The sequence below is a fragment of the Pseudoalteromonas sp. NSLLW218 genome, assembly GCF_015864775.1.
Lineage (GTDB): Bacteria > Pseudomonadota > Gammaproteobacteria > Enterobacterales > Alteromonadaceae > Pseudoalteromonas.
This window is the reverse complement of the sequence record NZ_JADYWO010000010.1, coordinates 1-19,226: the sequence shown is the minus strand read 5'-3', so window position 1 is coordinate 19,226 and position 19,226 is coordinate 1. Positions and strand designations below refer to the sequence as shown.

The following is a 19,226-nucleotide window of genomic DNA, read 5'->3' as shown; positions in this document are numbered from 1 at the left end:
TTTACCCACAAAAAAGCACGGCAATTGCCGTGCTTTTTAATACGTAACTTCACAATATACAGGTTAAACAATTACTGCCAAGAACGCTCAGCTGCTAGTTGTTTTTCAAACGCATCAATCTGTGGGTTTAGCGTTTCGGTTACCCCAATAAAGTCTAAGCCACTTAATAGGCGCTCTTTTACTTCTTTACTAATATCAAAACTAATTGGTGCAAACTTACTGCTTGTTAGTGTTTGATTTTCAAGGTCGATTTCAATGTTTATATCGTCGTGCTGCTCGCTAAGTACAAACAATTGCTCAAGCGTGTCGGCAGGTAACGCAATGGCGAGCATTTGGTTGTTGCCGCAGTTATTAAAGAAAATATCAGCAAAGCTTTCAGCTAAAATAACTTCAAAACCATATTGCTTAAGCGCCCATGGCGCGTGCTCGCGAGATGAGCCACAACCAAAGTTATCGCGCGTTAATAAAATTTGCGCACCTTGATAACACGGGCGGTTTAAAATAAAGTCAGGGTTTGGTTCGTCGTTATCTAGGTAGCGCCAATCGTAAAACAAAGCAGCATCAAAACCTTCGCGGCTAGTTGATGTTAAAAACTGCTTAGGAATGATTTGGTCAGTATCTACATTGTTTTTATCAAGTGGAGCCATTAAGCCACTAAAAAATACGCTCATTATGCTTCTCCTCTAATATCAACAAAGTGGCCATGTATTGCAGCGGCTGCCGCCATTGCAGGGCTAACTAAATGTGTACGTCCGCCACGACCTTGACGACCTTCAAAATTACGGTTAGAAGTAGATGCACAGCGCTTGCCTGCTTCTAGGCGGTCATCGTTCATTGCTAAGCACATTGAGCAACCCGGTTCGCGCCATTCAAAGCCAGCGGCTTTAAAAATATCAGCTAAGCCTTCGTCTTCCGCTTGTTTTTTAACTAAGCCCGAGCCCGGTACAATTAATGCTTCAATACCAGCAACAACATGTTTGCCTTCAACAATTTTTGCAGCAGCGCGTAAGTCTTCAATGCGGCTATTTGTACATGAGCCAATAAATACCGTGTCTACTTTCGCGCTTGATAATTTATCGCCCGCTTTTAAGTCCATGTATTTAAGCGCACTTCGAATAGCATCGGCTTTAATTAAATCTGGCTCTTTATCTGGATCAGGTATGCACTCATCAACACCAATTACTTGCTCTGGGCTTGTGCCCCAGGTAATTTGCGGTTGAATGTCGTCAGCATTTAGCTCAACAACTAAATCAAAGTGTGCGCCTTTATCTGTTTTTAAGGTTTCCCAATATTCAACGGCTGCATCAAAATCAGCGCCTTTTGGTGCAAACGGACGACCTTTTAAGTAATCATAAGTAATTTGGTCAGATGCAATTAAACCCGCTTTTGCACCCATTTCTATGCTCATATTACATAGCGTCATACGGGCTTCCATTGAAAGCGCTTCAATGCCTGCACCACAAAACTCTGCTACATAACCTGTGCCACCAGCGGTACCTAACTTGCCAATTACCGCCATAATTAAATCTTTAGCCGTAACCGTTGGACGCAATACACCGTTTATTTGAATTTTTAACGATTTCGCCTTTTTTTGCTGTAGCGTTTGCGTTGCTAATACGTGCTCAACTTCAGACGTACCAATACCATGCGCTAATGCGCCAAACGCACCATGTGTAGAGGTATGGCTATCGCCACATACAATGGTTGTGCCTGGCAAAGTAATACCTTGCTCTGGGCCCATTACGTGCACAATGCCTTGATTAATTGAGTTTAAATCGTAAAGTACAATACCAAACTCTTTACAGTTTTTATCAAGCGCCATTAATTGGTTTTTAGATACTTCGCTTGCGGCATCAAGTGATCGGCTTTTAGTCGATACGTTATGATCCATCGTTGCAAAGGTTTTTTCTGGGCAACGTACAGTACGGTTTTTTTCACGTAGACCTGCAAAAGCCTGCGGAGAAGTCACCTCGTGCACTAAATGGCGGTCAATATAAAGTAAGTCGGTTTGCTCGTTTATGCTGGCAACGGTATGTGCTTGCCAAATTTTTTCGTATAACGTTTGGGCCACTTGCTAATTCCCTAATCTGTTTGAGTTGCAGCATAACGGTGCTGCAACTTTAATATGTTATTAAATGCGTGAAACGATAGCTGCTGCCACATCGCTTGTGCTGTAACCTGCATTTGGATATATATCTGGAGTGCCAACGCCTGCTTCTACGGCTTCTGCTACTGCTTTTTCAATCGTACGCGCAGCTTCGTCTTGCCCTAGCGAGTAACGTAGCATTAATGCGGCACTTAAAATTTGTGCTATTGGGTTTGCAACGCCTTTACCTGCAATATCTGGTGCTGAACCGCCTGCTGGCTCATACAATCCGAAACCCGATTGATTCAAGCTTGCCGATGGTAATAAGCCCATTGAGCCTGTGATCATGGCGCACTCATCTGACAAAATATCGCCAAATAAGTTATCACAAAGTAATACATCAAATTGGCTAGGCTGCTTAACTAACTGCATAGCGGCGTTATCTACGTAAATGTAATCTAAGCTTACTTCTGGGTAGTCTTTGCTTACTTCGGTGACTACTTCGCGCCATAATACGCTTGATGCTAATACATTGGCTTTATCAACAGAGGTAACATGGTTACTACGTAGTTTTGCTGCTTCAAAAGCAAAGCGTGCAATACGCTCAATTTCTTTTCGTGAGTATGTTTGCGTATCAAATGCAAACTCTTCAGCGCCTTCACCACTGCGGCCTTTTTCACCAAAATAAATGCCGCCAGTTAGTTCGCGCACACATAAAATATCAAACCCTTTTTCGCTAATATCAGCGCGAAGTGGCGACGCTGCACTTAATGCAGGTAATAACTGTGCAGGGCGTAAATTACAAAACAAACCAAAGTGCTTACGAAGCGGCAATAACGATGCGCGCTCCGGTTGCTCGTTTGGTGGTAAGTTTTCCCATTTAGGACCACCTACCGAACCAAACAAAATAGCATCGGCACTTTCACAAGCACTAAGTGTTTTTGGTGGTAATGCTTCACCAAATTCATCAATGGCTGCGCCACCAATAGCATGATGCTGACGGTTTAATGTAAAACCAAACTTATTGCTTACAGCATCAAGTACTTGCTCTGCTGCTGCCATAACTTCTGGACCAATACCGTCGCCAGCTAATACTGCAACGCTGTAGTTTGTTTTACTCATCCTGCTTTCCTTTGTTGTTTTAAATCAGACACTTTCTGTGCACGATAAATTAAGTTATAAACACGGATCATGGCGCGTACCGACGCTTCAACCACATCCGCTGCAATGCCCGCACCGTGGTAAGGTCGGCCATCGTATTTAGCTATAATATTTACTTGGCCTAATGAACTTGCACCTTGGCCTGTTGCTTCTAAGTTATATTCAATCATTTCAACGCTCATACCGGTTAAGCGCTCAATAGCCGCAAACGAAGCTTCAACTGGGCCATTACCTATCGCGGCTTCTTGTTTAGCTTCGCCATCAATTCGCATTCCAATCGTAGAGCTTGCTACTGATTGTGAGTTAGAGGCTGAGTTAACAAATTCTAATTGGTATTTTTCATCTTTGTCGTTAATTTGATTAAAGTAAATCATCGCCTCAAGGTCGTAATCGTATACGGTGCCTTTTTGGTCAGCCAATTCGATAAAGCTTTTGTATAAGCCATCCATATCGTAATCAGATTTTTGATAGCCTAACTCTTCTAAGCGATGCTCAATAACATGACGACCCGAACGCGAAGTCATATTTAATTGGTTGCTTGGCACACCAACGCTTTCTGGCGACATGATCTCATAAGTATTTTGCGCTTTTAATACACCATCTTGGTGAATGCCAGAGCTATGTGCAAAGGCGTTTTCGCCAACAATCGCTTTATTTGGTTGTACTGGCATATTACAAATTTTAGCCACTTGACGAGATGCGCGGTAAATTTCTTCACTTTTAATATCGGTGTATACTTTTAAGTGGTCGTGGCGCATTTTCATGATCATCGCCACTTCTTCAAGCGAGCAGTTACCAGCACGCTCACCAATGCCATTAATAGTACACTCAATTTGACGTGCTCCGGCTTGCACTGCGGCTACCGAGTTTGCTACTGCTAAACCTAAATCATTGTGGCAATGCACACTTAAGCGCGCTTTATCAATATTTGGCACGTTATTCATTAAATGGCGGATCATCGCGGCGTATTCGTCAGGCGTTACAAAACCAACGGTATCTGGCAAGTTAATAGTTGAAGCTCCGGCATTAATTGCTTGCTCAACAATTTTACATAAATCCCAATGCGGCGTACGACCAGCATCTTCACACGAAAATTCAACATCATCTGTATAGTTACGTGCCAATTTAATTGATTTAACGGCCATTGCTGTTGCATCGTCTAGGCTCATGCGTAATTTATGTTCAAGGTGCAAAGGGCTTGTAGCAATAAAAGTATGAATACGGCTTTGCTGTGCTGTGCGAAGTGCTTCGCCGCAGGCTTCAATGTCTTTAGCAACGGAGCGTGCTAAACCACAAATAATTGGACCTTTTACTTCGGTTGCAATACGTTGCACCGAGCGAAAATCAGCAGGGCTTGAAACCGGAAAGCCAACTTCCATCACATCCACATTCAAGCGGCTAATTGTATGTGCTAATTGAATTTTATCATCTTCAGTAAGGCTTGCTTTAAGCGCCTGCTCGCCATCACGTAAGGTGGTATCAAAAATCCATACTTTATCTTGCTCTTGCATAACTGCCCCTCATTCCTATATTGCCCAAATTTCAATTAATCCCAGCCGCGAGATAAAAAAAACCCCGCAATTGCGGGGTTTTTTAGTGTTCAACTCGATGCAAACACACTAATCCCCGCTTACTTGCCATGGCAGTAAGAGGTTAAGTTTTAGTGTAATTAAACGAATAATATGCATCTTGTTTTCTTATGTGTGTGTTCAGTGAAGCCTATTTTTAACATTCATAGCCGCACCAAGCAAGCATAAATATTCTACACAATAGATTTAAAACCGATTCAATTGGGTTTTTTAATTCAAAATAGGTCCGCATTAAGAATTAAAATAACAAATGCGTGACTGGTGACGCTTAAATTAATAAACACTGCAATATACCGTGCTTATATTAACTTTTTGCAATTTTTTTAAGCTATGCTTCTTTATTCGTTTCTCTTACGTAATGCCCGGCTCCACGAGTAATATAACGCAGCTGCCAAATAACACGCTCAATTAATTCGTCGCGTTGCAATCCTTCTATATCGAGCGCTTCTGCACCCGCATTAAATACGAGCGTTACCATAGATTCCGCCTGAATATAGGCATGCATGGCATTACACTTAGTTTCACTTTCTAAATAATGAGCCAGCTCTAAAATAAAATGTTTTACTTCGCGGGCTACAGCGGCTCTAAATGCTTTAGAAGTCCCAGAGCGTTCTCGCAGCAACAACCTAAATTGGTTACTTGAATTATCAATAAACTCCATAAAAGTAACCACTGAGGTATTTATAACACTGCCGCCATCGTTTGCTATTCGTCTGCGTGCTTGACGCATTAGTTGACGAAGGGTTAAACCGGCTTCGTCTACCATGGTTAAACCTAGCTCATCCATGTCTTTAAAATGACGATAAAAAGAAGTTGGGGCAATACCAGCTTCTCGTGCTACTTCGCGTAAACTTAAATTCGAAAAACTATGATCAGCACTCAGCTGATTAAATGCCGCTTGAATTAACGCCTGTCGTGTTTTTTGTTTCTGTTGCGCTCTAACACCCGACATCAACAGCTCCCTGAATTATTTTATATGAATATTTAGTGATATTAGCTCAATTGTACAGTCTAATACTTGACGACGAGAGTTTGAAATACTATTTTAGCTTACAGTTGTACGCTGAGATTGAGAATTATGAATAAACCACCGATTATTTGGACAAACGTCCTATTTTTTAGCCTAACCTTTTTGGCGGCTGCCACACTTGTACCTTGGTACGCTATTAGCTACGGATTTACCAGCGCGCATTGGATTGCTTTTGTAGGCTGCATGTTTTATGCGGGCTTATCAATTACTGCCGGCTACCATCGATTATGGGCACATAAAACCTATAACGCACACCCTGCAGTTGAATTTATTTTTGCGCTAGGCGGTGCTTTTGCACTACAAAACAGTGCTTTGCATTGGAGTAGCGATCACCGTATACATCACGGTCAAGTTGACGACCCAATAAAAGACCCTTACGCGGCTACCAATGGTTTTTGGTATAGCCATATCGGCTGGATGTTACGTGACTACCAAGGCGATAGCTACAACGACTATAGTAATTGTCGTGATTTACAACGAAATAAAGTCGTTATGTGGCAACATAAGCACTACTTAAAACTAGCTATTGCTATGAACGTAGGTTTGCCTCTAGCACTTGGTTTATTGGTTGGTGATGTGTGGGGTATGTTAATCCTTGCAGGTTTACTACGCTTAGTACTAAGCCAACACTTTACCTTTTTTATAAATTCGGTTGCACATATTTGGGGCTCTCGCCCATACACCGAAAAAAATACGGCACGTGATAACGGCTTTTTAGCGTTATTTACATACGGTGAGGGGTATCACAACTTCCACCATATTTTTGCAAGCGACTACCGTAACGGTATTAAATGGTTTCATTACGATCCAACAAAATGGATGATTCGCTCTTTAGCAGCTGTTGGTTTAGCTAATAAATTGAAGCGTACACCTGTTGAACGTATCGAAAAAGCAAAGGCTGAAACGCTAATGAGCAAAACGCAAACGCGTCTTGCAAAATTGCCTTTAGCACAAGATAAGATTACATTATTACAACAAGAGTACGATTTACTGCTGAAAAAACTGCAAAATTATTGTTCACTACAAAAACAAGTGTTAGAAGTTAAAAAAAATAACATGGCAAAGCAGTGTGAACGCTCAGCATTAATGGCACAATACCATGAGTTGGAAGCCGCCTGGGAAAATCAAAAACAGGCATGGCTAGCACTTAATGCGAGGTTATTAAAAGCCTCTTTTAATTAATTTAGGAGTGGCTGTGGCCAAACAACCAGAACAAAAAAAAGTACCCGTGACATACCAATATGATGCAATAATTATTGGCACGGGTCCTGGCGGTGAAGGTACCGCCATGAACCTTTCAAAAAACGACAAAAAAGTAGCGGTTATTGAACGCCAAGAAGCTGTTGGTGGCGGTTGTGTACATTGGGGAACTATCCCTTCAAAAGCGCTTCGCCATTCTGTTAGCCGCTATATTGAATACAAAGCAAACCCGTTATTTAATATTGGTGAGCGCCCTAGCCGCTTAACTTTTCCTGATATTTTACGTCACGCCAGTTCGGTTATTTCTAAGCAATCTAATTTACGTAGTAGTTTTTACGACCGTAACCGCATTCATATGTTTCAAGGTGATGCGAGCTTTGTAGATAAGCACACGATTGAAGTAAAAAGAAATGACGGCTCAACCGAGCGACTAACTGCTAAAACGATTGTTATAGCAACGGGTTCACGCCCTTATCGCCCACCAGAAGTCGATTTTACGCATTCTCGTATTTACGAAAGTGATACAATACTTGGCCTTAAGCACGACCCTCACCGCGTACTTATATACGGCGCAGGTGTAATTGGTTGTGAGTATGCTTCTATATTTAAAGGTTTAGGCGCTAAAGTTGATTTGGTTAATACACGCGACCGTTTACTTGCTTTTATGGATGCTGAAATATCTGACGCGCTTAGCTATCACTTTTGGAACAGCGGTATTGTTATTCGTCATAACGAAGAGTTTGACCGAATTGAGACCCGTGACGACTGCGTTATTATGCATTTAAAATCAGGCAAACGCGTAAAAGCTGACTGTATTTTATTTGCTAATGGCCGTACTGGTAATACAGATACATTAAACCTTGAAGCCATTGGTTTAAAAGCCGATAGCCGTGGCCAATTAAAAGTTAACGAAACATATCAAACAGAAGTTGATAACGTTTACGCTGTAGGTGATGTAATTGGCTACCCAAGCCTTGCTAGTGCTGCGTTTGACCAAGGTCGTATAGCTGCTGATGCAATTGCATGTGGTAACTGTGACGACCGCCTGATTGTTGATATTCCGGCCGGTATTTATACCATTCCAGAAATGAGCTCAGTAGGTAAAACAGAGCAAGAACTTACAGCCGCTAAAGTACCGTATGAAGTTGGCCGTGCTCAGTTTAAGCATTTGGCTCGCGCGCAAATTGCTGGTACTGAAGTAGGTAGTTTAAAAATATTATTCCACACTGAAACCAAAGAAGTACTTGGCGTACATTGTTTTGGCGAGCGTGCATCTGAAATTGTTCACATTGGCCAAGCTATTATGGAGCAAAAAAATGGTGGCAATAATATCGACTACTTCGTAAATACCACATTTAACTACCCAACCATGGCAGAAGCCTATCGAGTTGCAGCATTAAATGGTTTAAATCGCTTGTTTAAGTAAACACTTTAAAGCGTATAAACAAAAAGCCCGCTGTTAAGCGGGCTTTTTAGTATTAATGCATAAAACACATTAATTATTTGTGATACTGGCCGCTAAGCTCGTGCACGGCATTAATAAATACACCGGCATTTTCTGGGTCAACATCTGGCGTAATACCGTGACCTAAGTTAAACACATGGCCATTGCCTGTACCAAAGTCTTCTAAAATAGTGCCTACTTCTTGGCGTATACGATCTGGCGTACCATGTAACATTGACGGGTCCATGTTACCTTGCAAGGCCACTTTATCGCCTACACGGCGTTTAGCATCGCCAATATTAATGGTCCAATCTAGGCCCACTGCATCACAACCTGTGGCTGCAATGGCTTCTATCCACTGGCCACCATTTTTAGTAAATAACGTTACTGGCACTTTGCGGCCATCGTACTCACGAATCAGGCCATCAACAATTTTGTGCATGTATTGCAGTGAAAATTCGTTGTAATCGCGCGGGCTTAATACACCACCCCATGAGTCAAATACCATTAACGATTGCGCGCCAGCTTTAATTTGAGCATTTAAGTAATCGATTACTGAATCAGCTAACTTATCTAGTAATAAATGAAGTGTTTGCGGCTCTGCAAACGCCATTTTTTTGATTTTACCAAATACTTTGCTGCTACCGCCTTCAACCATATAAGTTGCTAGTGTCCAAGGTGAACCAGAAAAACCAATAAGTGGTACTTCACCTTTAAGTTCACGACGAATAGTGCTTACTGCATTCATTACGTAGCCAAGCTCGTCGGTAGGGTCTAACTTTGGAATTTTTTTAACATCAGCTAGCGATGAAATTGGTCGTTCAAACTTAGGACCTTCGCCAGTTTCAAAGTACAAGCCTAAACCCATCGCATCTGGAATTGTTAAAATATCACTAAATAATATAGCGGCATCTAACGGGTAGCGACGTAATGGTTGCAGTGTTACTTCACATGCAAGCTCTGCATTGCGGCACAGGCTCATAAAATCGCCCGCTTGTGCACGTGTTGCACGGTACTCTGGTAAATAGCGTCCTGCTTGGCGCATCATCCATACCGGAGTTACATCAACAGGTTGTTTTGCAAGTGCACGTAAATAACGGTCGTTTTTTAATTCGCTCATGGCGTAAATGATCCTAAGACTTGTATAAATTGTGCAAGATTGTACCACCATATTCCCCGACCCTCTATTGCTTAGGGACGAAAACAGCTTTACCTAGAGGCAGATCAATATAATGGAGTGTTTTAATCCATTTTGACTATAAAATAAGCAAAAAAGAATAACATTTAAAACTTTTTATTAATATGTTTGCAACATACTAAAAACCTTGTTATTGTTTGTCCCGCGTTAACAAAAACAACAATAAAAATCTTAAAACAATAAAAATAAAAGTTTTAAAATAATAACAATAAAAATCATCTCATAAAAATAAGAAAGCTTGTTATAACAAGTCACTGAAAGAAATTAGACCACCGTAACTGGTGGTTTTTTCTTGCCTGCAATAAAACTCCCCCATCTTAATTAATATAAAAAGATACAACTCACAACTGGGTTACTTTACTTGTTGATATACGCTCAAATTAAATATATCTTGATGTACAGTGAGTTATTATATTTTTAATTAAAAACCAACCCAGCCTAGGAGAATAATTATGCTGACGCGTGTAGAAAAAGCTCAACAGAAATGGGGTGGTAGCCACACAGTAATTGATAAATGGCTAAACGAACGCCAAGACCTTATTGTACTTTATTGCAAAATTGCAGGCTTTACGCCGTACGAAAAACAAGATCAGGCATTACCAGAGCCAAAGCTAATTGAATCATTTTGCCAACTTTTAATGGATTACCTATCTGCAGGCCATTTTGAAGTGTATGACGATATAGCAAAAGCATGTGAAAAAAAGGGCTTACAAAGCCAAGAGTTAGCAAACTCTATTTACCCGCGTATTTCTAGTACAACCGACATAGCGCTTGATTTTAATGATAAATACGCTGAGGTAGACAAAGAAGACTTGTTAAAGGGCTTTGATGATGACTTATCTGTTATTGGCGAGGCATTAGAAGCACGCTTTGCACTTGAAGATGAGCTTATTGATAACTTGTTTTCTAATCACGCAAACTAATATGTTATTTACGCACATTAAAAAAGGGACCTAAGGTCCCTTTTTGCATTTACACAACAAGCTTATTATTGTGCTGGTGCTTCTTCATTTTGAATTTCAAGTAATTCAACTTCAAATACAAGTGTTGAATTAGCTGGAATCTTACCTAAGTCACGGTCGCCGTAAGCAAGTTCTGAAGGAATAGTGAACTTGTACTTAGAACCCACTGACATAAGTTGTAAACCTTCAGTCCAACCCGCAATTACGCGGTTAAGAGGGAAAGTTGTCGGTTCGTTACGTGCATATGAGCTATCAAACTCAGTACCGTCTAATAAAGTACCTTTGTAGTGTACTTTAACTACATCAGTTGCTACTGGCTTTTCGCCATCGCCTTCGCTAAGTACTTCGTACTGTAGGCCAGACTCAGTTACTGTAACGCCTTCTTTTTTAGCGTTGTCAGCTAGGTATTTAACACCCGCTTCTTTGCTTTTTTCAGACTCTACTTTTGCTTTTTCTTCTTGCTTAGTACGTACTGATGTATCTAATTCAGTTAATACTTCACGAATTTTTTCTTCGTCAAGCTTTGCATTGCCAGCAAGTGCATCTTCAAAACCACGGATTAAAAGTGCTTGGTCTAGTTCAATACCAATTTCTGTTTTGTCTGCTAGGTCTTTGTTTAAAAAGTTACCCACAGATGCACCAATACCGTATGCTTGTTGCTGTTCAACAGTGTCTAATTTAACTTCAGCTTGTTCTTTTTTTGCTTCTTGATTACAAGCTGTAAGCGCTAAAACTGACGCTGCAATCAATGACAATCTAATCGTCTTTTTCATTTTAAATCTCCGACACACTTTGCAGTTGTCATTTTAATGTATTATTACTAGTTAAAGATTAACGGCCCACATGATAGGCTGCTTGTTTAATGACTAAATTCCACATTGTTAGCTAAACTAAAAACATATCCAGTGATTAGACAAACAACCTAGGCATTTAACGCGTCCTAGTCTAACCTCTCAGTCACTAAGAGTTAAGGGGAAATACCTGTAATATGTCGATATTTCGTACTTTTTTAATCGTATTTAGCTGTTTTTTAGCCATCGCCTGTACCGATAAAAAACAACACGCTGTAGCAAGTTACGAACATGCTGCACAAGGTGCGTTTTCATCTACACTGTCAAACGATGGTAAATACAGTTTGATCTCCTCTATCAACCATGGGGTCGCCCTATGGGATAATCAACAGCAGGTACTAAAATACCAATGGTTTCAGCAGCAAGATCAAGACAGTTTGGTATACGCCGTTGCTATTGCTTTTGATAACAGCGTGGCTGTTACCGCCGAAAAAACCACGTTTGCTGTGTGGGATATAGCCACAGGCAAAAATAAAGGTTATTACAAAATACAAAAAGCCAGTATTCGCGATATTGCTATTAGCAATCAAGGCCGTAGTGTTTTATACGGCCGTAGCGACGGCGTTGTCGTATTTGTAAACCTAGAAACCGGACGTCGTATTGAGTTTTTAGGTCATCAAGATAAAGTTAACACTGTTGACCTATCACCTAACGGACGCTTTGCTTTGAGTGGCTCTAACGATTATGTTGCTTACTTTTGGGATACACGTACAGGGCAAGTAATTCATCGTTTTAATCACCCAACGCGTGTTACCCAAGTAACGCTCGATCCACAAGGTCGCTATGCGTTTACGGCCGATAGTATGGCACAAGCAAATGTATGGAAGCTGACTACAGGTGATCTTGTGAGTAAACTGAAGTATATTGCGCGTCAGAAAATTTTTACTGCTGTGCGTTTTAACGAACAAGGCACTTTGCTTGCAACTGGCTCGCCAAATAAGCGCGTAGATTTATGGCAAATACCAAGCGGTGAAAAAATTCAAACTTGGCAGGTTACCCCGCGCGAAGGCAGCAAGCCTAAATCGGCGGTGGTGCTAGATGTGACATTTACAGATAACGGTAAGTCGTTGTTAACCGAAAGCTCCAGCGGTATCGCAGAGCGATTTATTATACGAGAGAATAATGAACACAATTGAACATCGCTTAATGGAACTTGAAGCCAAAGTGGCTTTTCAAGACGAAACAATTGAAGTCTTAAATGATGAAATAAAAGTGCACCAGCAACTTTTAGCAAAAATGAAACGCCAAACTGAGCTGCTAGCAGAAAAAATTAAAGAGTCGCAGTCATCATCGTCTATGATGTCTGAAGCACCCGAGCCGCCTCCACCGCATTACTAAAACCGGTAAAAAGTAGGCAATAAAAAAACCGGGTTAGTCGCCCGGTTTAAATACACCAATTACTTGTTCAAATTGGCGAGTAGACGCCTGAACAGCGTTATCGGGTTGCGCCATTTTATGACCACACTCAACACACTCTACTTTTTCAACATCATGTTCTCTGTATAGCATCATAGTATCCATAGCTTTGCAGTCAGGGCACGATGCACCAGCAATAAATCGCTTCTTTTGTCTCACAACATTTTTCCTGTGGTTTGAACTACTGCTATTTTATCGTATAACTTCACTTGTTGATACGCTTGATAAGAGCATTAAGTTCTATGTTATGATAGCGCCAACTTAACAAGGGCACAGCAAAGTAACGCATTCATGATCCAAATCTCAGAAATAGAACTACTTCGTGGCGGTAAAGCCTTATTAAAAAATGCATCAGCTACGTTATTTCCAGAACATAAAGTAGGCCTTGTTGGCGCTAATGGCTGTGGAAAGTCAACGTTATTTGGTTTACTAAAATCTGAATTGCAACTCGATGCTGGTAATTGCAGTATTCCCAAAGATTGGTCTATTGCCTCAGTAAAACAAGAAACCCCCGCCCTTGAAATAAGCGCAATTGATTATGTACTTCAAGGCCACCCAGAATACTACGCAATGCGTATAGCACTGCGTGAGGCCGAGAAAAACAACGATGGCGACACACAAGCCAAAGTACATATTCAGCTTGAAAACATTAAAGGCTACAGCATTGAATCAACCGCCGGTGAGCTATTACACGGCTTAGGCTTTGCCAATAACCTTATAGAAAACCCTGTTAGCTCGTTTTCGGGTGGTTGGCGCATGCGTTTAAACCTTGCCCAAGCATTAATACGCGACGCCGATTTACTATTACTCGATGAGCCAACAAACCACCTTGATTTAGATGCTGTTTATTGGCTTGAGCGTTTTTTACGTGCTTACACTGGCACCCTTGTACTTATATCGCATGACCGTGAGTTTTTAGATGCGGTGGTTGATCAAATTTGGCATGTAGATAAGCAACTTATCAACGTGTACAAAGGTAACTACTCGCAGTTTGAACGCCAAAAAGCTGAGCGCTTACTACAACAACAAGCAATGTTTGATAAGCAACAAGATCAAATTGCGCACCTTGAGCAGTTTATAACGCGTTTTAAAGCAAAAGCCAGTAAAGCTAAACAAGCACAAAGCCGTGTAAAAGCACTTGAACGCATGGAAAAACTAGCGCCGGCACATGCCGACTCGCCATTTAACTTTGAGTTTGCAGAGCCAAAAGCATTACCAAACCCACTAATGACAATAGATAAAGCCAAAGCGGGTTATGGTGACGTCACTATTTTAAATAATATAGAGCTAAACCTTGTACCAGGTAGCCGAATTGCTTTACTTGGTAGAAATGGTGCGGGTAAATCAACGCTAATTAAACTACTTTCTGGTGATTTAGAGCCGCAAGCTGGCGAAGTTATTCAGCATCACGGTTTAAATATTGGTTACTTTGCGCAGCATCAGCTTGAATCTCTTGATTTAAAAGCCAGTGCAATAACGCATATACAACGACTCGATCCTAAAGCTACTGAGCAATCACTACGTGACTTTTTAGGTGGTTTTGCCTTTATTGGCGATAAAGCCCTTGAGCCTGTAGCCCCATTTTCGGGCGGCGAAAAAGCACGTTTAGTACTTGCTATGTTGGTATATCAAAAACCAAACTTATTACTACTCGATGAGCCAACTAACCACCTTGATTTAGAAATGCGCCATGCACTTGTTATGGCACTACAAGGCTTTGAAGGCGCTATGGTTACCGTTTCGCATGATCGCCATATGCTTAAAAATACTGCCGATGAGTTTTACTTAGTAGATGACGGCAAAGTAACCCAGTTTGGTTACGACTTAGATGCGTATTATCAATGGTTACTTAACGCGAATAAAGAAGCGGTTAAAGCGCAGCAAACCGACGAGCCTAAAGCAAACCCAGGTGTTAACCGTAAGGAACAAAAGCGTTTAGAGGCTGAGTTTAGAAAAGCCACTCAGCCACTTAAAAAGCAAATTGAAAAGCTTGGAAAGCAACTCGATAAATTCACCGCTGAATTAAGTGAAGTTGAAGTGACCTTAGGTGATAACGAACTGTACAACGACGACAACAAAGCCAAGCTTAAAGAGTTATTAGCCAAGCAAGCAACCCTTACGCCTAAACTTAATGACGTTGAAGAAGAGCTACTTATGGCACTTGAAGAAATGGAAGAAAAAGAGCAGGCATTCGCCGATGAACTTGCTCAATAGCGACCATTTTTGGCAGTTTGCGTGCACCTTGTACGCAAAGCCTGATCAACAAACAACCTTGCTGGCACTACAAAACCAGCAAGGAAAAAACGTTAATTTATGCTTATTGCTACTTTATTTAGACTCATTAAATTTAAGTATTAATACCCAACAGTTAAATGAGTTAATAGACGCAATTAGTGAGTTTGATACTCACGCATTACAACCTCTGCGCGCTGCCCGTAGCTATTTAAAAGCTAATCAGAATACGATAAGTGATTACACCACAATACGCGCAGAGTTACTAAGCGCTGAGCTAAAGCTTGAAAAACAACAGCAACATATGTTGATTGAAGCAGTAAATGAGTTTGAATTAATCGAGCATGCAGAACCAAACAATATTGAGCTGTATATGAAAGCCACTTAGGCTGCTAGTTTTTATACCCTCTTCTACTACTCATTCTATTTTCTTTGTGCAAAAAACCTTTAAATAATTTATTCACAAAGAGGTTAAGAGGCGCTTCGCTTTTAAAGGAAAACAAACTAGATTACTTAGGTAAAAATATAAATATTGAGCGGTTGTTTAGCTCAGCATTTTATTACCCTGCCCTAATTTTCTTCTCTTTTTCTTCCTTTTGCGCAAAGACCTTTAAGTAATTTACTCACAAAGAGGTTAAGAGGCGCTTCGCTTTTAGAGGAAAACAAACTAAATTACTTAGATATAAATATTGAGCAGTTTGTTGCTCTACCCTCATTTACTTCTCATTCTTTTCTCTTTGTGCAAAAAATCTTTAAGTGGTTTACTCAAAAAAGTTTAAAGCGCTACGCTTTTAGGTAAAGTGAAAAACTCTCTTAGCTCTCAGTGGTAATAACTTAGTAGCCCTTAAAGCATGATCTAAATCAACTTAGCTTCACCCCTATATCTGCTTATGTAAATAACTTGATCTCGATCACGTTGCGACCTGCAAACACCGCCTATGATTAACCCATCAACAACGAGGGGAACAACTCATGAACGTATTCTTTAGAGACTTTTTTACAGATCCAGTTTTATTTATGTCTTTTGGGTTTTTAACCATCGTTGTTTCTTTGTGTATATTTTTTGCTTTTTTCTTTTTGAAAAAAATACATGATGCAGAAATCCCCGAACAAAATTAAGCACGACGCACTAAAGCGCCTTATTAGTTTACTAGTTAGGCGCTTTTTATTTTCTGAAGCGAAAAATTTGGTACACTAGCTTTTCGTTTAATACAAAGTGCGTAGTACAAACATGATCTCTCAGTTCAAACCAGCATGGTGGATGACCAATCGTCACGTTCAAACCATAATGCCGCGTTTTTTCCGCCCATTTCACCACACTCGCTACGAACTTGAGCAACTTGATACGCCCGATGGTGACTTTATTGAGCTCGCATGGTCACTTCCACATAATGAAACCGCACCACTTGCCGTTGTTTTGCATGGCCTTGAAGGCAATATAAATAGCTTTTATGCCAAAGGCATGATGAAGGCTTTAAAAAAACAAGGTTATGCAGTTGTGCTTATGCACTTTAGAAACTGCTCAACTGAAGTAAACCGCCTTCCACGTGCTTATCACAGCGGTGACACCGCCGATTTAGCCTTTTTTATAAATCATCTTAAGCAACAATACCCAGATAGAGCGATGGTTGCCGTGGGCTTTTCGCTTGGTGGTAATGTGCTTGCTAAGTACTTAGGCGAAGAGAATACAAACTGCCCACTCAATGCAGCTGCAGTGGTATCGGCGCCTTATGACTTGTCATCATCAAGTGATGTGATTCGTAAAAGCTTAGGTAAAATTTATCAAAAGTATTTGCTCGATCGCATGAAAAAGTCGATGCAACGTAAATTACCGCAAATTAAGCAGCAAATTCCTATAACTACCGATCAATTAATGAATATTGATGATTTATTAGAGTTCGATAACCAACTTACAGCGCCGTTACATGGCTTTGAAAATGCCCACGATTACTATCGTAAAGCCAGTGCTATGCCGTACTTAAAAGATATCGCTATACCCACACTTATTATTCATGCCAAAGACGACCCGATGCTCTCAATTAAGGCCGTACCGAGTAGGCAAGATGTAAGTGAGCATGTTACGCTGCGCATCTCTGACAAGGGCGGACACGTTGGTTTTATTAGCGGTAAAAATCCGTTTAAGCCTATATTTTGGTTAGAGAAAGCCGTGCCATGCTATTTTGGGCAACATGTTTTAGGCAATGCAAACAAAGAGCAATTATGATTATTCCTTTTGAACAACTCGATAAAGACACCCTTTACAACCTAATAGAAAGCTATGTTTTACGTGAAGGCACCGATTATGGCGAAGTAGAAGCAAGCATTGAATCTAAAGTTAACCAAGTTAAGCTACAGCTTAAAAATGGCGAAGCCATGGTGTTTTTTTCAGAACTTCATGAGTCTGTAACTATTATTTCGAAGGGCGAATTTAAAGCGCTGCAAAGTGAAGAGCATCAAGCACAGTCGTTTGATTAAGGCGTAGTACTTGTAACTTTTGAGTTGAGCGTACACAATGGCTTTTTACCCAAAGAGCCAAAACATGATAAAACTCAGCACTCTAGTGGTAGCTATATCACTAGCATTAACTAGCCAAGCCCAAGCAGAACAAACAATAACAGCATCTGAAAAGGCAATTAAGCTCGCTAAAGACACTATTTTAATTGATACCCATATCGACGTACCTTACCGAATTCATAAAAACTGGGTTGATGTAACTAAAGCGACAACTGATGGCGATTTTGACTACCCTCGCGCTGTAAAAGGCGGTTTAAACGCACCGTTTATGTCGATTTATATTCCTGCGCATTTGGAGTTTGAAGGTAAAGGTAAAAGCTATCAGCTAGCCAATCAAATGATTGATAGTATGGAAGCCATAGCCCAGCGCGCGCCCGATAAGTTTGCTATTGCTAGCTCAAGCAGTGATATAGAGAAGCAATTTAAACAAGGTAAGCTCTCTATCGCAATGGGTATGGAAAATGGCTCTCCAATCGAAGGGGATATGAAGAATCTTCAGCATTTTTACGAGCGTGGCATTCGCTACATCACGCTAGCGCACTCGCAAAGCAACCATATTTCGGATTCTTCTTACGATATACGCCGTAAATGGAAAGGCTTAAGCCCATTTGGTAAAAAGCTTGTCACTGAAATGAATAATATTGGTATGTTAATCGACGTTTCGCATATTTCTGATGATGCGTTTTATCAAGTTATGGATCTATCTAAGACACCAGTAATAGCCTCGCATTCATCACTTCGTAAATACACGCCAGGCTTTGAGCGTAATATGAATGACGATATGCTATTGGCGCTTAAAGAAAATGGCGGCGTTATTCAAATCAACTTTGGCTCAAGCTTTGTTACCGCTAAAGCAGGTAGTTGGGGCAAGCAATTAAAAAACACAAAAGAGTCTGCAAAAAAAGAAGGCACTAAGTTAAGCAACGATTTTGATGCTGCGTACCGTGCTAAAAATCCATACCCATTTGCAAGCCTTGAACAGGTGCTTGATCATATTGATCACGTAGTTGAGCTAATTGGTATTGATTATGTAGGTATTGGCTCTGATTATGATGGTGTGGGCGATTCATTACCTATCGGCTTAAAAGATGTATCTAGCTACCCTAATCTTGTTCAAGGTTTAATGGACAGAGATTACAGCGACAAAGATATTAAAAAGATTTTAAGCGGTAATTTATTAAGAGTGTTAAAACAAGCTGAAGAATATGCTAAAAAGCATTAAAGCTTTTATCATATATTAGTAATTGGCTAAAAGACCAAGAGCTAACTCAATATAAGCGCGGCCTAGCCGTGCTTTTTTATATTTAAGAGCTCAGTTATTTTCAGCAGCCTTTTCCCTCGGGTTTCGTAAAACTCAACCCAAGCTACGGCAAGAAAGTTATAACTCAAAGCTAATCACTTTTCTATAGGCATTAAAAAAGGCCACCTAAGTGACCTTTTTCTAACAATTAACTTTAACGTTAATTATTACGCTACGATAGTTGCTACAACACCAGCACCTACAGTACGGCCACCTTCACGGATAGCAAAACGAAGACCTTCA

General features: G+C 40.6%; 18 protein-coding genes and 1 pseudogene. 10 read left to right on the top strand and 9 right to left on the bottom strand.

What is annotated here, in order from left to right; genetic code table 11:
- Window positions 1-71: 71 nt before the first annotated feature.
- From leuD to fabR, 5 genes are all read right to left on the bottom strand, one after another.
- Window positions 72-671 carry a 3-isopropylmalate dehydratase small subunit gene (gene leuD / locus I6E80_RS15545; protein ID WP_008171914.1) on the bottom strand — a complete coding sequence of 200 codons (600 nt, stop codon included), beginning with the start codon at window positions 669-671 and terminating at the stop codon, window positions 72-74.
- Window positions 671-2,071: a 3-isopropylmalate dehydratase large subunit gene (gene leuC, locus I6E80_RS15540; RefSeq protein WP_076926052.1), complete on the bottom strand. Its 1,401-nt coding sequence runs from the start codon at window positions 2,069-2,071 to the stop codon at window positions 671-673. The genes leuD and leuC overlap by 1 nt, the downstream gene beginning before the upstream one ends.
- Window positions 2,072-2,131: 60 nt before the next feature.
- Entirely contained in the window at window positions 2,132-3,208 is a 1,077-nt protein-coding gene (gene leuB / locus I6E80_RS15535) for a 3-isopropylmalate dehydrogenase (protein ID WP_024600010.1), read from the bottom strand.
- Entirely contained in the window at window positions 3,205-4,758 is a 1,554-nt protein-coding gene (gene leuA, locus I6E80_RS15530; RefSeq protein ID WP_197185918.1) for a 2-isopropylmalate synthase, read from the bottom strand. Before leuA ends, leuB begins: the two co-directional genes overlap by 4 nt.
- 406 nt (window positions 4,759-5,164) lie before the next feature.
- A complete protein-coding gene (gene fabR, locus I6E80_RS15525) occupies window positions 5,165-5,788 on the bottom strand; it encodes an HTH-type transcriptional repressor FabR (RefSeq protein WP_010555448.1) in 624 nt (207 codons plus the stop codon).
- Between the two features lie 126 nt (window positions 5,789-5,914).
- On the opposite strand from fabR, the gene I6E80_RS15520 reads away from it, so the two are divergent.
- Both I6E80_RS15520 and sthA read left to right on the top strand, forming a co-directional pair.
- On the top strand, window positions 5,915-7,048 hold the full coding sequence (locus I6E80_RS15520; RefSeq protein WP_024589509.1) for a fatty acid desaturase: 1,134 nt from the start codon (window positions 5,915-5,917) through the stop codon (window positions 7,046-7,048).
- A 13-nt stretch (window positions 7,049-7,061) separates the two neighbouring features.
- A complete protein-coding gene (gene sthA, locus I6E80_RS15515) occupies window positions 7,062-8,492 on the top strand; it encodes a Si-specific NAD(P)(+) transhydrogenase (RefSeq protein ID WP_024600008.1) in 1,431 nt (476 codons plus the stop codon).
- Window positions 8,493-8,565: 73 nt separating this feature from the next.
- Here the strand turns inward: sthA and hemE are convergent, their stop codons facing one another.
- Window positions 8,566-9,630 (bottom strand): uroporphyrinogen decarboxylase, encoded by a 1,065-nt coding sequence (hemE, locus tag I6E80_RS15510; RefSeq protein ID WP_197185917.1) that lies wholly within the window; start codon window positions 9,628-9,630, stop codon window positions 8,566-8,568.
- A 530-nt stretch (window positions 9,631-10,160) separates the two neighbouring features.
- On the opposite strand from hemE, the gene I6E80_RS15505 reads away from it, so the two are divergent.
- Window positions 10,161-10,631 carry an Rsd/AlgQ family anti-sigma factor gene (locus I6E80_RS15505; RefSeq protein WP_007582240.1) on the top strand — a complete coding sequence of 157 codons (471 nt, stop codon included), beginning with the start codon at window positions 10,161-10,163 and terminating at the stop codon, window positions 10,629-10,631.
- Between the two features lie 65 nt (window positions 10,632-10,696).
- On the opposite strand, the gene fkpA is transcribed toward I6E80_RS15505, so the two are convergent.
- The gene (gene fkpA, locus I6E80_RS15500) at window positions 10,697-11,443 is read right to left on the bottom strand and encodes an FKBP-type peptidyl-prolyl cis-trans isomerase (protein WP_024595253.1); all 747 of its coding nucleotides are present in this window, start codon (window positions 11,441-11,443) and stop codon (window positions 10,697-10,699) included.
- A gap of 215 nt (window positions 11,444-11,658) precedes the next feature.
- Between fkpA and I6E80_RS15495 the strand changes: the two genes are divergently transcribed.
- Window positions 11,659-12,657, top strand: coding sequence for a WD40 repeat domain-containing protein (locus I6E80_RS15495; protein WP_076926050.1), 999 nt, complete (start codon window positions 11,659-11,661; stop codon window positions 12,655-12,657).
- Window positions 12,644-12,859: a SlyX family protein gene (locus I6E80_RS15490; protein WP_007378900.1), complete on the top strand. Its 216-nt coding sequence runs from the start codon at window positions 12,644-12,646 to the stop codon at window positions 12,857-12,859. Before I6E80_RS15495 ends, I6E80_RS15490 begins: the two co-directional genes overlap by 14 nt.
- A gap of 33 nt (window positions 12,860-12,892) precedes the next feature.
- On the opposite strand, the gene I6E80_RS15485 is transcribed toward I6E80_RS15490, so the two are convergent.
- Window positions 12,893-13,096 (bottom strand): YheV family putative zinc ribbon protein, encoded by a 204-nt coding sequence (locus I6E80_RS15485; protein ID WP_007378899.1) that lies wholly within the window; start codon window positions 13,094-13,096, stop codon window positions 12,893-12,895.
- A gap of 132 nt (window positions 13,097-13,228) precedes the next feature.
- Here I6E80_RS15485 and I6E80_RS15480 point away from each other — a divergent pair, with 132 nt between their 5' ends.
- The 5 genes from I6E80_RS15480 (at window position 13,229) to I6E80_RS15460 (ending at window position 18,905) form a co-directional block, all read left to right on the top strand.
- Window positions 13,229-15,151 (top strand): ATP-binding cassette domain-containing protein, encoded by a 1,923-nt coding sequence (locus I6E80_RS15480; protein ID WP_197185916.1) that lies wholly within the window; start codon window positions 13,229-13,231, stop codon window positions 15,149-15,151.
- Complete coding sequence (locus I6E80_RS15475) at window positions 15,135-15,557, top strand: TIGR02444 family protein (RefSeq protein WP_165726850.1); 423 nt, start codon at window positions 15,135-15,137, stop codon at window positions 15,555-15,557. Before I6E80_RS15480 ends, I6E80_RS15475 begins: the two co-directional genes overlap by 17 nt.
- Before the next feature lie 843 nt (window positions 15,558-16,400).
- Window positions 16,401-17,393 carry a hydrolase gene (locus tag I6E80_RS15470; protein ID WP_024595257.1) on the top strand — a complete coding sequence of 331 codons (993 nt, stop codon included), beginning with the start codon at window positions 16,401-16,403 and terminating at the stop codon, window positions 17,391-17,393.
- Window positions 17,390-17,644, top strand: coding sequence for a YheU family protein (locus tag I6E80_RS15465; protein WP_007378894.1), 255 nt, complete (start codon window positions 17,390-17,392; stop codon window positions 17,642-17,644). The genes I6E80_RS15470 and I6E80_RS15465 overlap by 4 nt, the downstream gene beginning before the upstream one ends.
- Before the next feature lie 64 nt (window positions 17,645-17,708).
- On the top strand, window positions 17,709-18,905 hold the full coding sequence (locus tag I6E80_RS15460; protein ID WP_197185915.1) for a dipeptidase: 1,197 nt from the start codon (window positions 17,709-17,711) through the stop codon (window positions 18,903-18,905).
- Between the two features lie 245 nt (window positions 18,906-19,150).
- Here the strand turns inward: I6E80_RS15460 and I6E80_RS15455 are convergent.
- Window positions 19,151-19,226, bottom strand: a pseudogene (locus I6E80_RS15455) (elongation factor Tu); the annotation flags it as partial.

Excerpts from the sequence above, each read along its gene's own strand:
- I6E80_RS15480 (WP_197185916.1), top strand. The coding sequence starts at position 13,229 with ATGATCCAAATCTCAGAAATAGAACTACTTCGTGGCGGTAAAGCCTTA.
- leuA (WP_197185918.1), bottom strand. The coding sequence starts at position 4,758 with ATGCAAGAGCAAGATAAAGTATGGATTTTTGATACCACCTTACGTGAT.
- I6E80_RS15465 (WP_007378894.1), top strand. The coding sequence starts at position 17,390 with ATGATTATTCCTTTTGAACAACTCGATAAAGACACCCTTTACAACCTA.
- leuB (WP_024600010.1), bottom strand. The coding sequence starts at position 3,208 with ATGAGTAAAACAAACTACAGCGTTGCAGTATTAGCTGGCGACGGTATT.
- I6E80_RS15475 (WP_165726850.1), top strand. The coding sequence starts at position 15,135 with ATGAACTTGCTCAATAGCGACCATTTTTGGCAGTTTGCGTGCACCTTG.
- I6E80_RS15495 (WP_076926050.1), top strand. The coding sequence starts at position 11,659 with ATGTCGATATTTCGTACTTTTTTAATCGTATTTAGCTGTTTTTTAGCC.
- I6E80_RS15470 (WP_024595257.1), top strand. The coding sequence starts at position 16,401 with ATGATCTCTCAGTTCAAACCAGCATGGTGGATGACCAATCGTCACGTT.
- fabR (WP_010555448.1), bottom strand. The coding sequence starts at position 5,788 with ATGTCGGGTGTTAGAGCGCAACAGAAACAAAAAACACGACAGGCGTTA.
- fkpA (WP_024595253.1), bottom strand. The coding sequence starts at position 11,443 with ATGAAAAAGACGATTAGATTGTCATTGATTGCAGCGTCAGTTTTAGCG.
- I6E80_RS15490 (WP_007378900.1), top strand. The coding sequence starts at position 12,644 with ATGAACACAATTGAACATCGCTTAATGGAACTTGAAGCCAAAGTGGCT.
- I6E80_RS15460 (WP_197185915.1), top strand. The coding sequence starts at position 17,709 with ATGATAAAACTCAGCACTCTAGTGGTAGCTATATCACTAGCATTAACT.
- I6E80_RS15520 (WP_024589509.1), top strand. The coding sequence starts at position 5,915 with ATGAATAAACCACCGATTATTTGGACAAACGTCCTATTTTTTAGCCTA.
- I6E80_RS15505 (WP_007582240.1), top strand. The coding sequence starts at position 10,161 with ATGCTGACGCGTGTAGAAAAAGCTCAACAGAAATGGGGTGGTAGCCAC.
- hemE (WP_197185917.1), bottom strand. The coding sequence starts at position 9,630 with ATGAGCGAATTAAAAAACGACCGTTATTTACGTGCACTTGCAAAACAA.
- leuD (WP_008171914.1), bottom strand. The coding sequence starts at position 671 with ATGAGCGTATTTTTTAGTGGCTTAATGGCTCCACTTGATAAAAACAAT.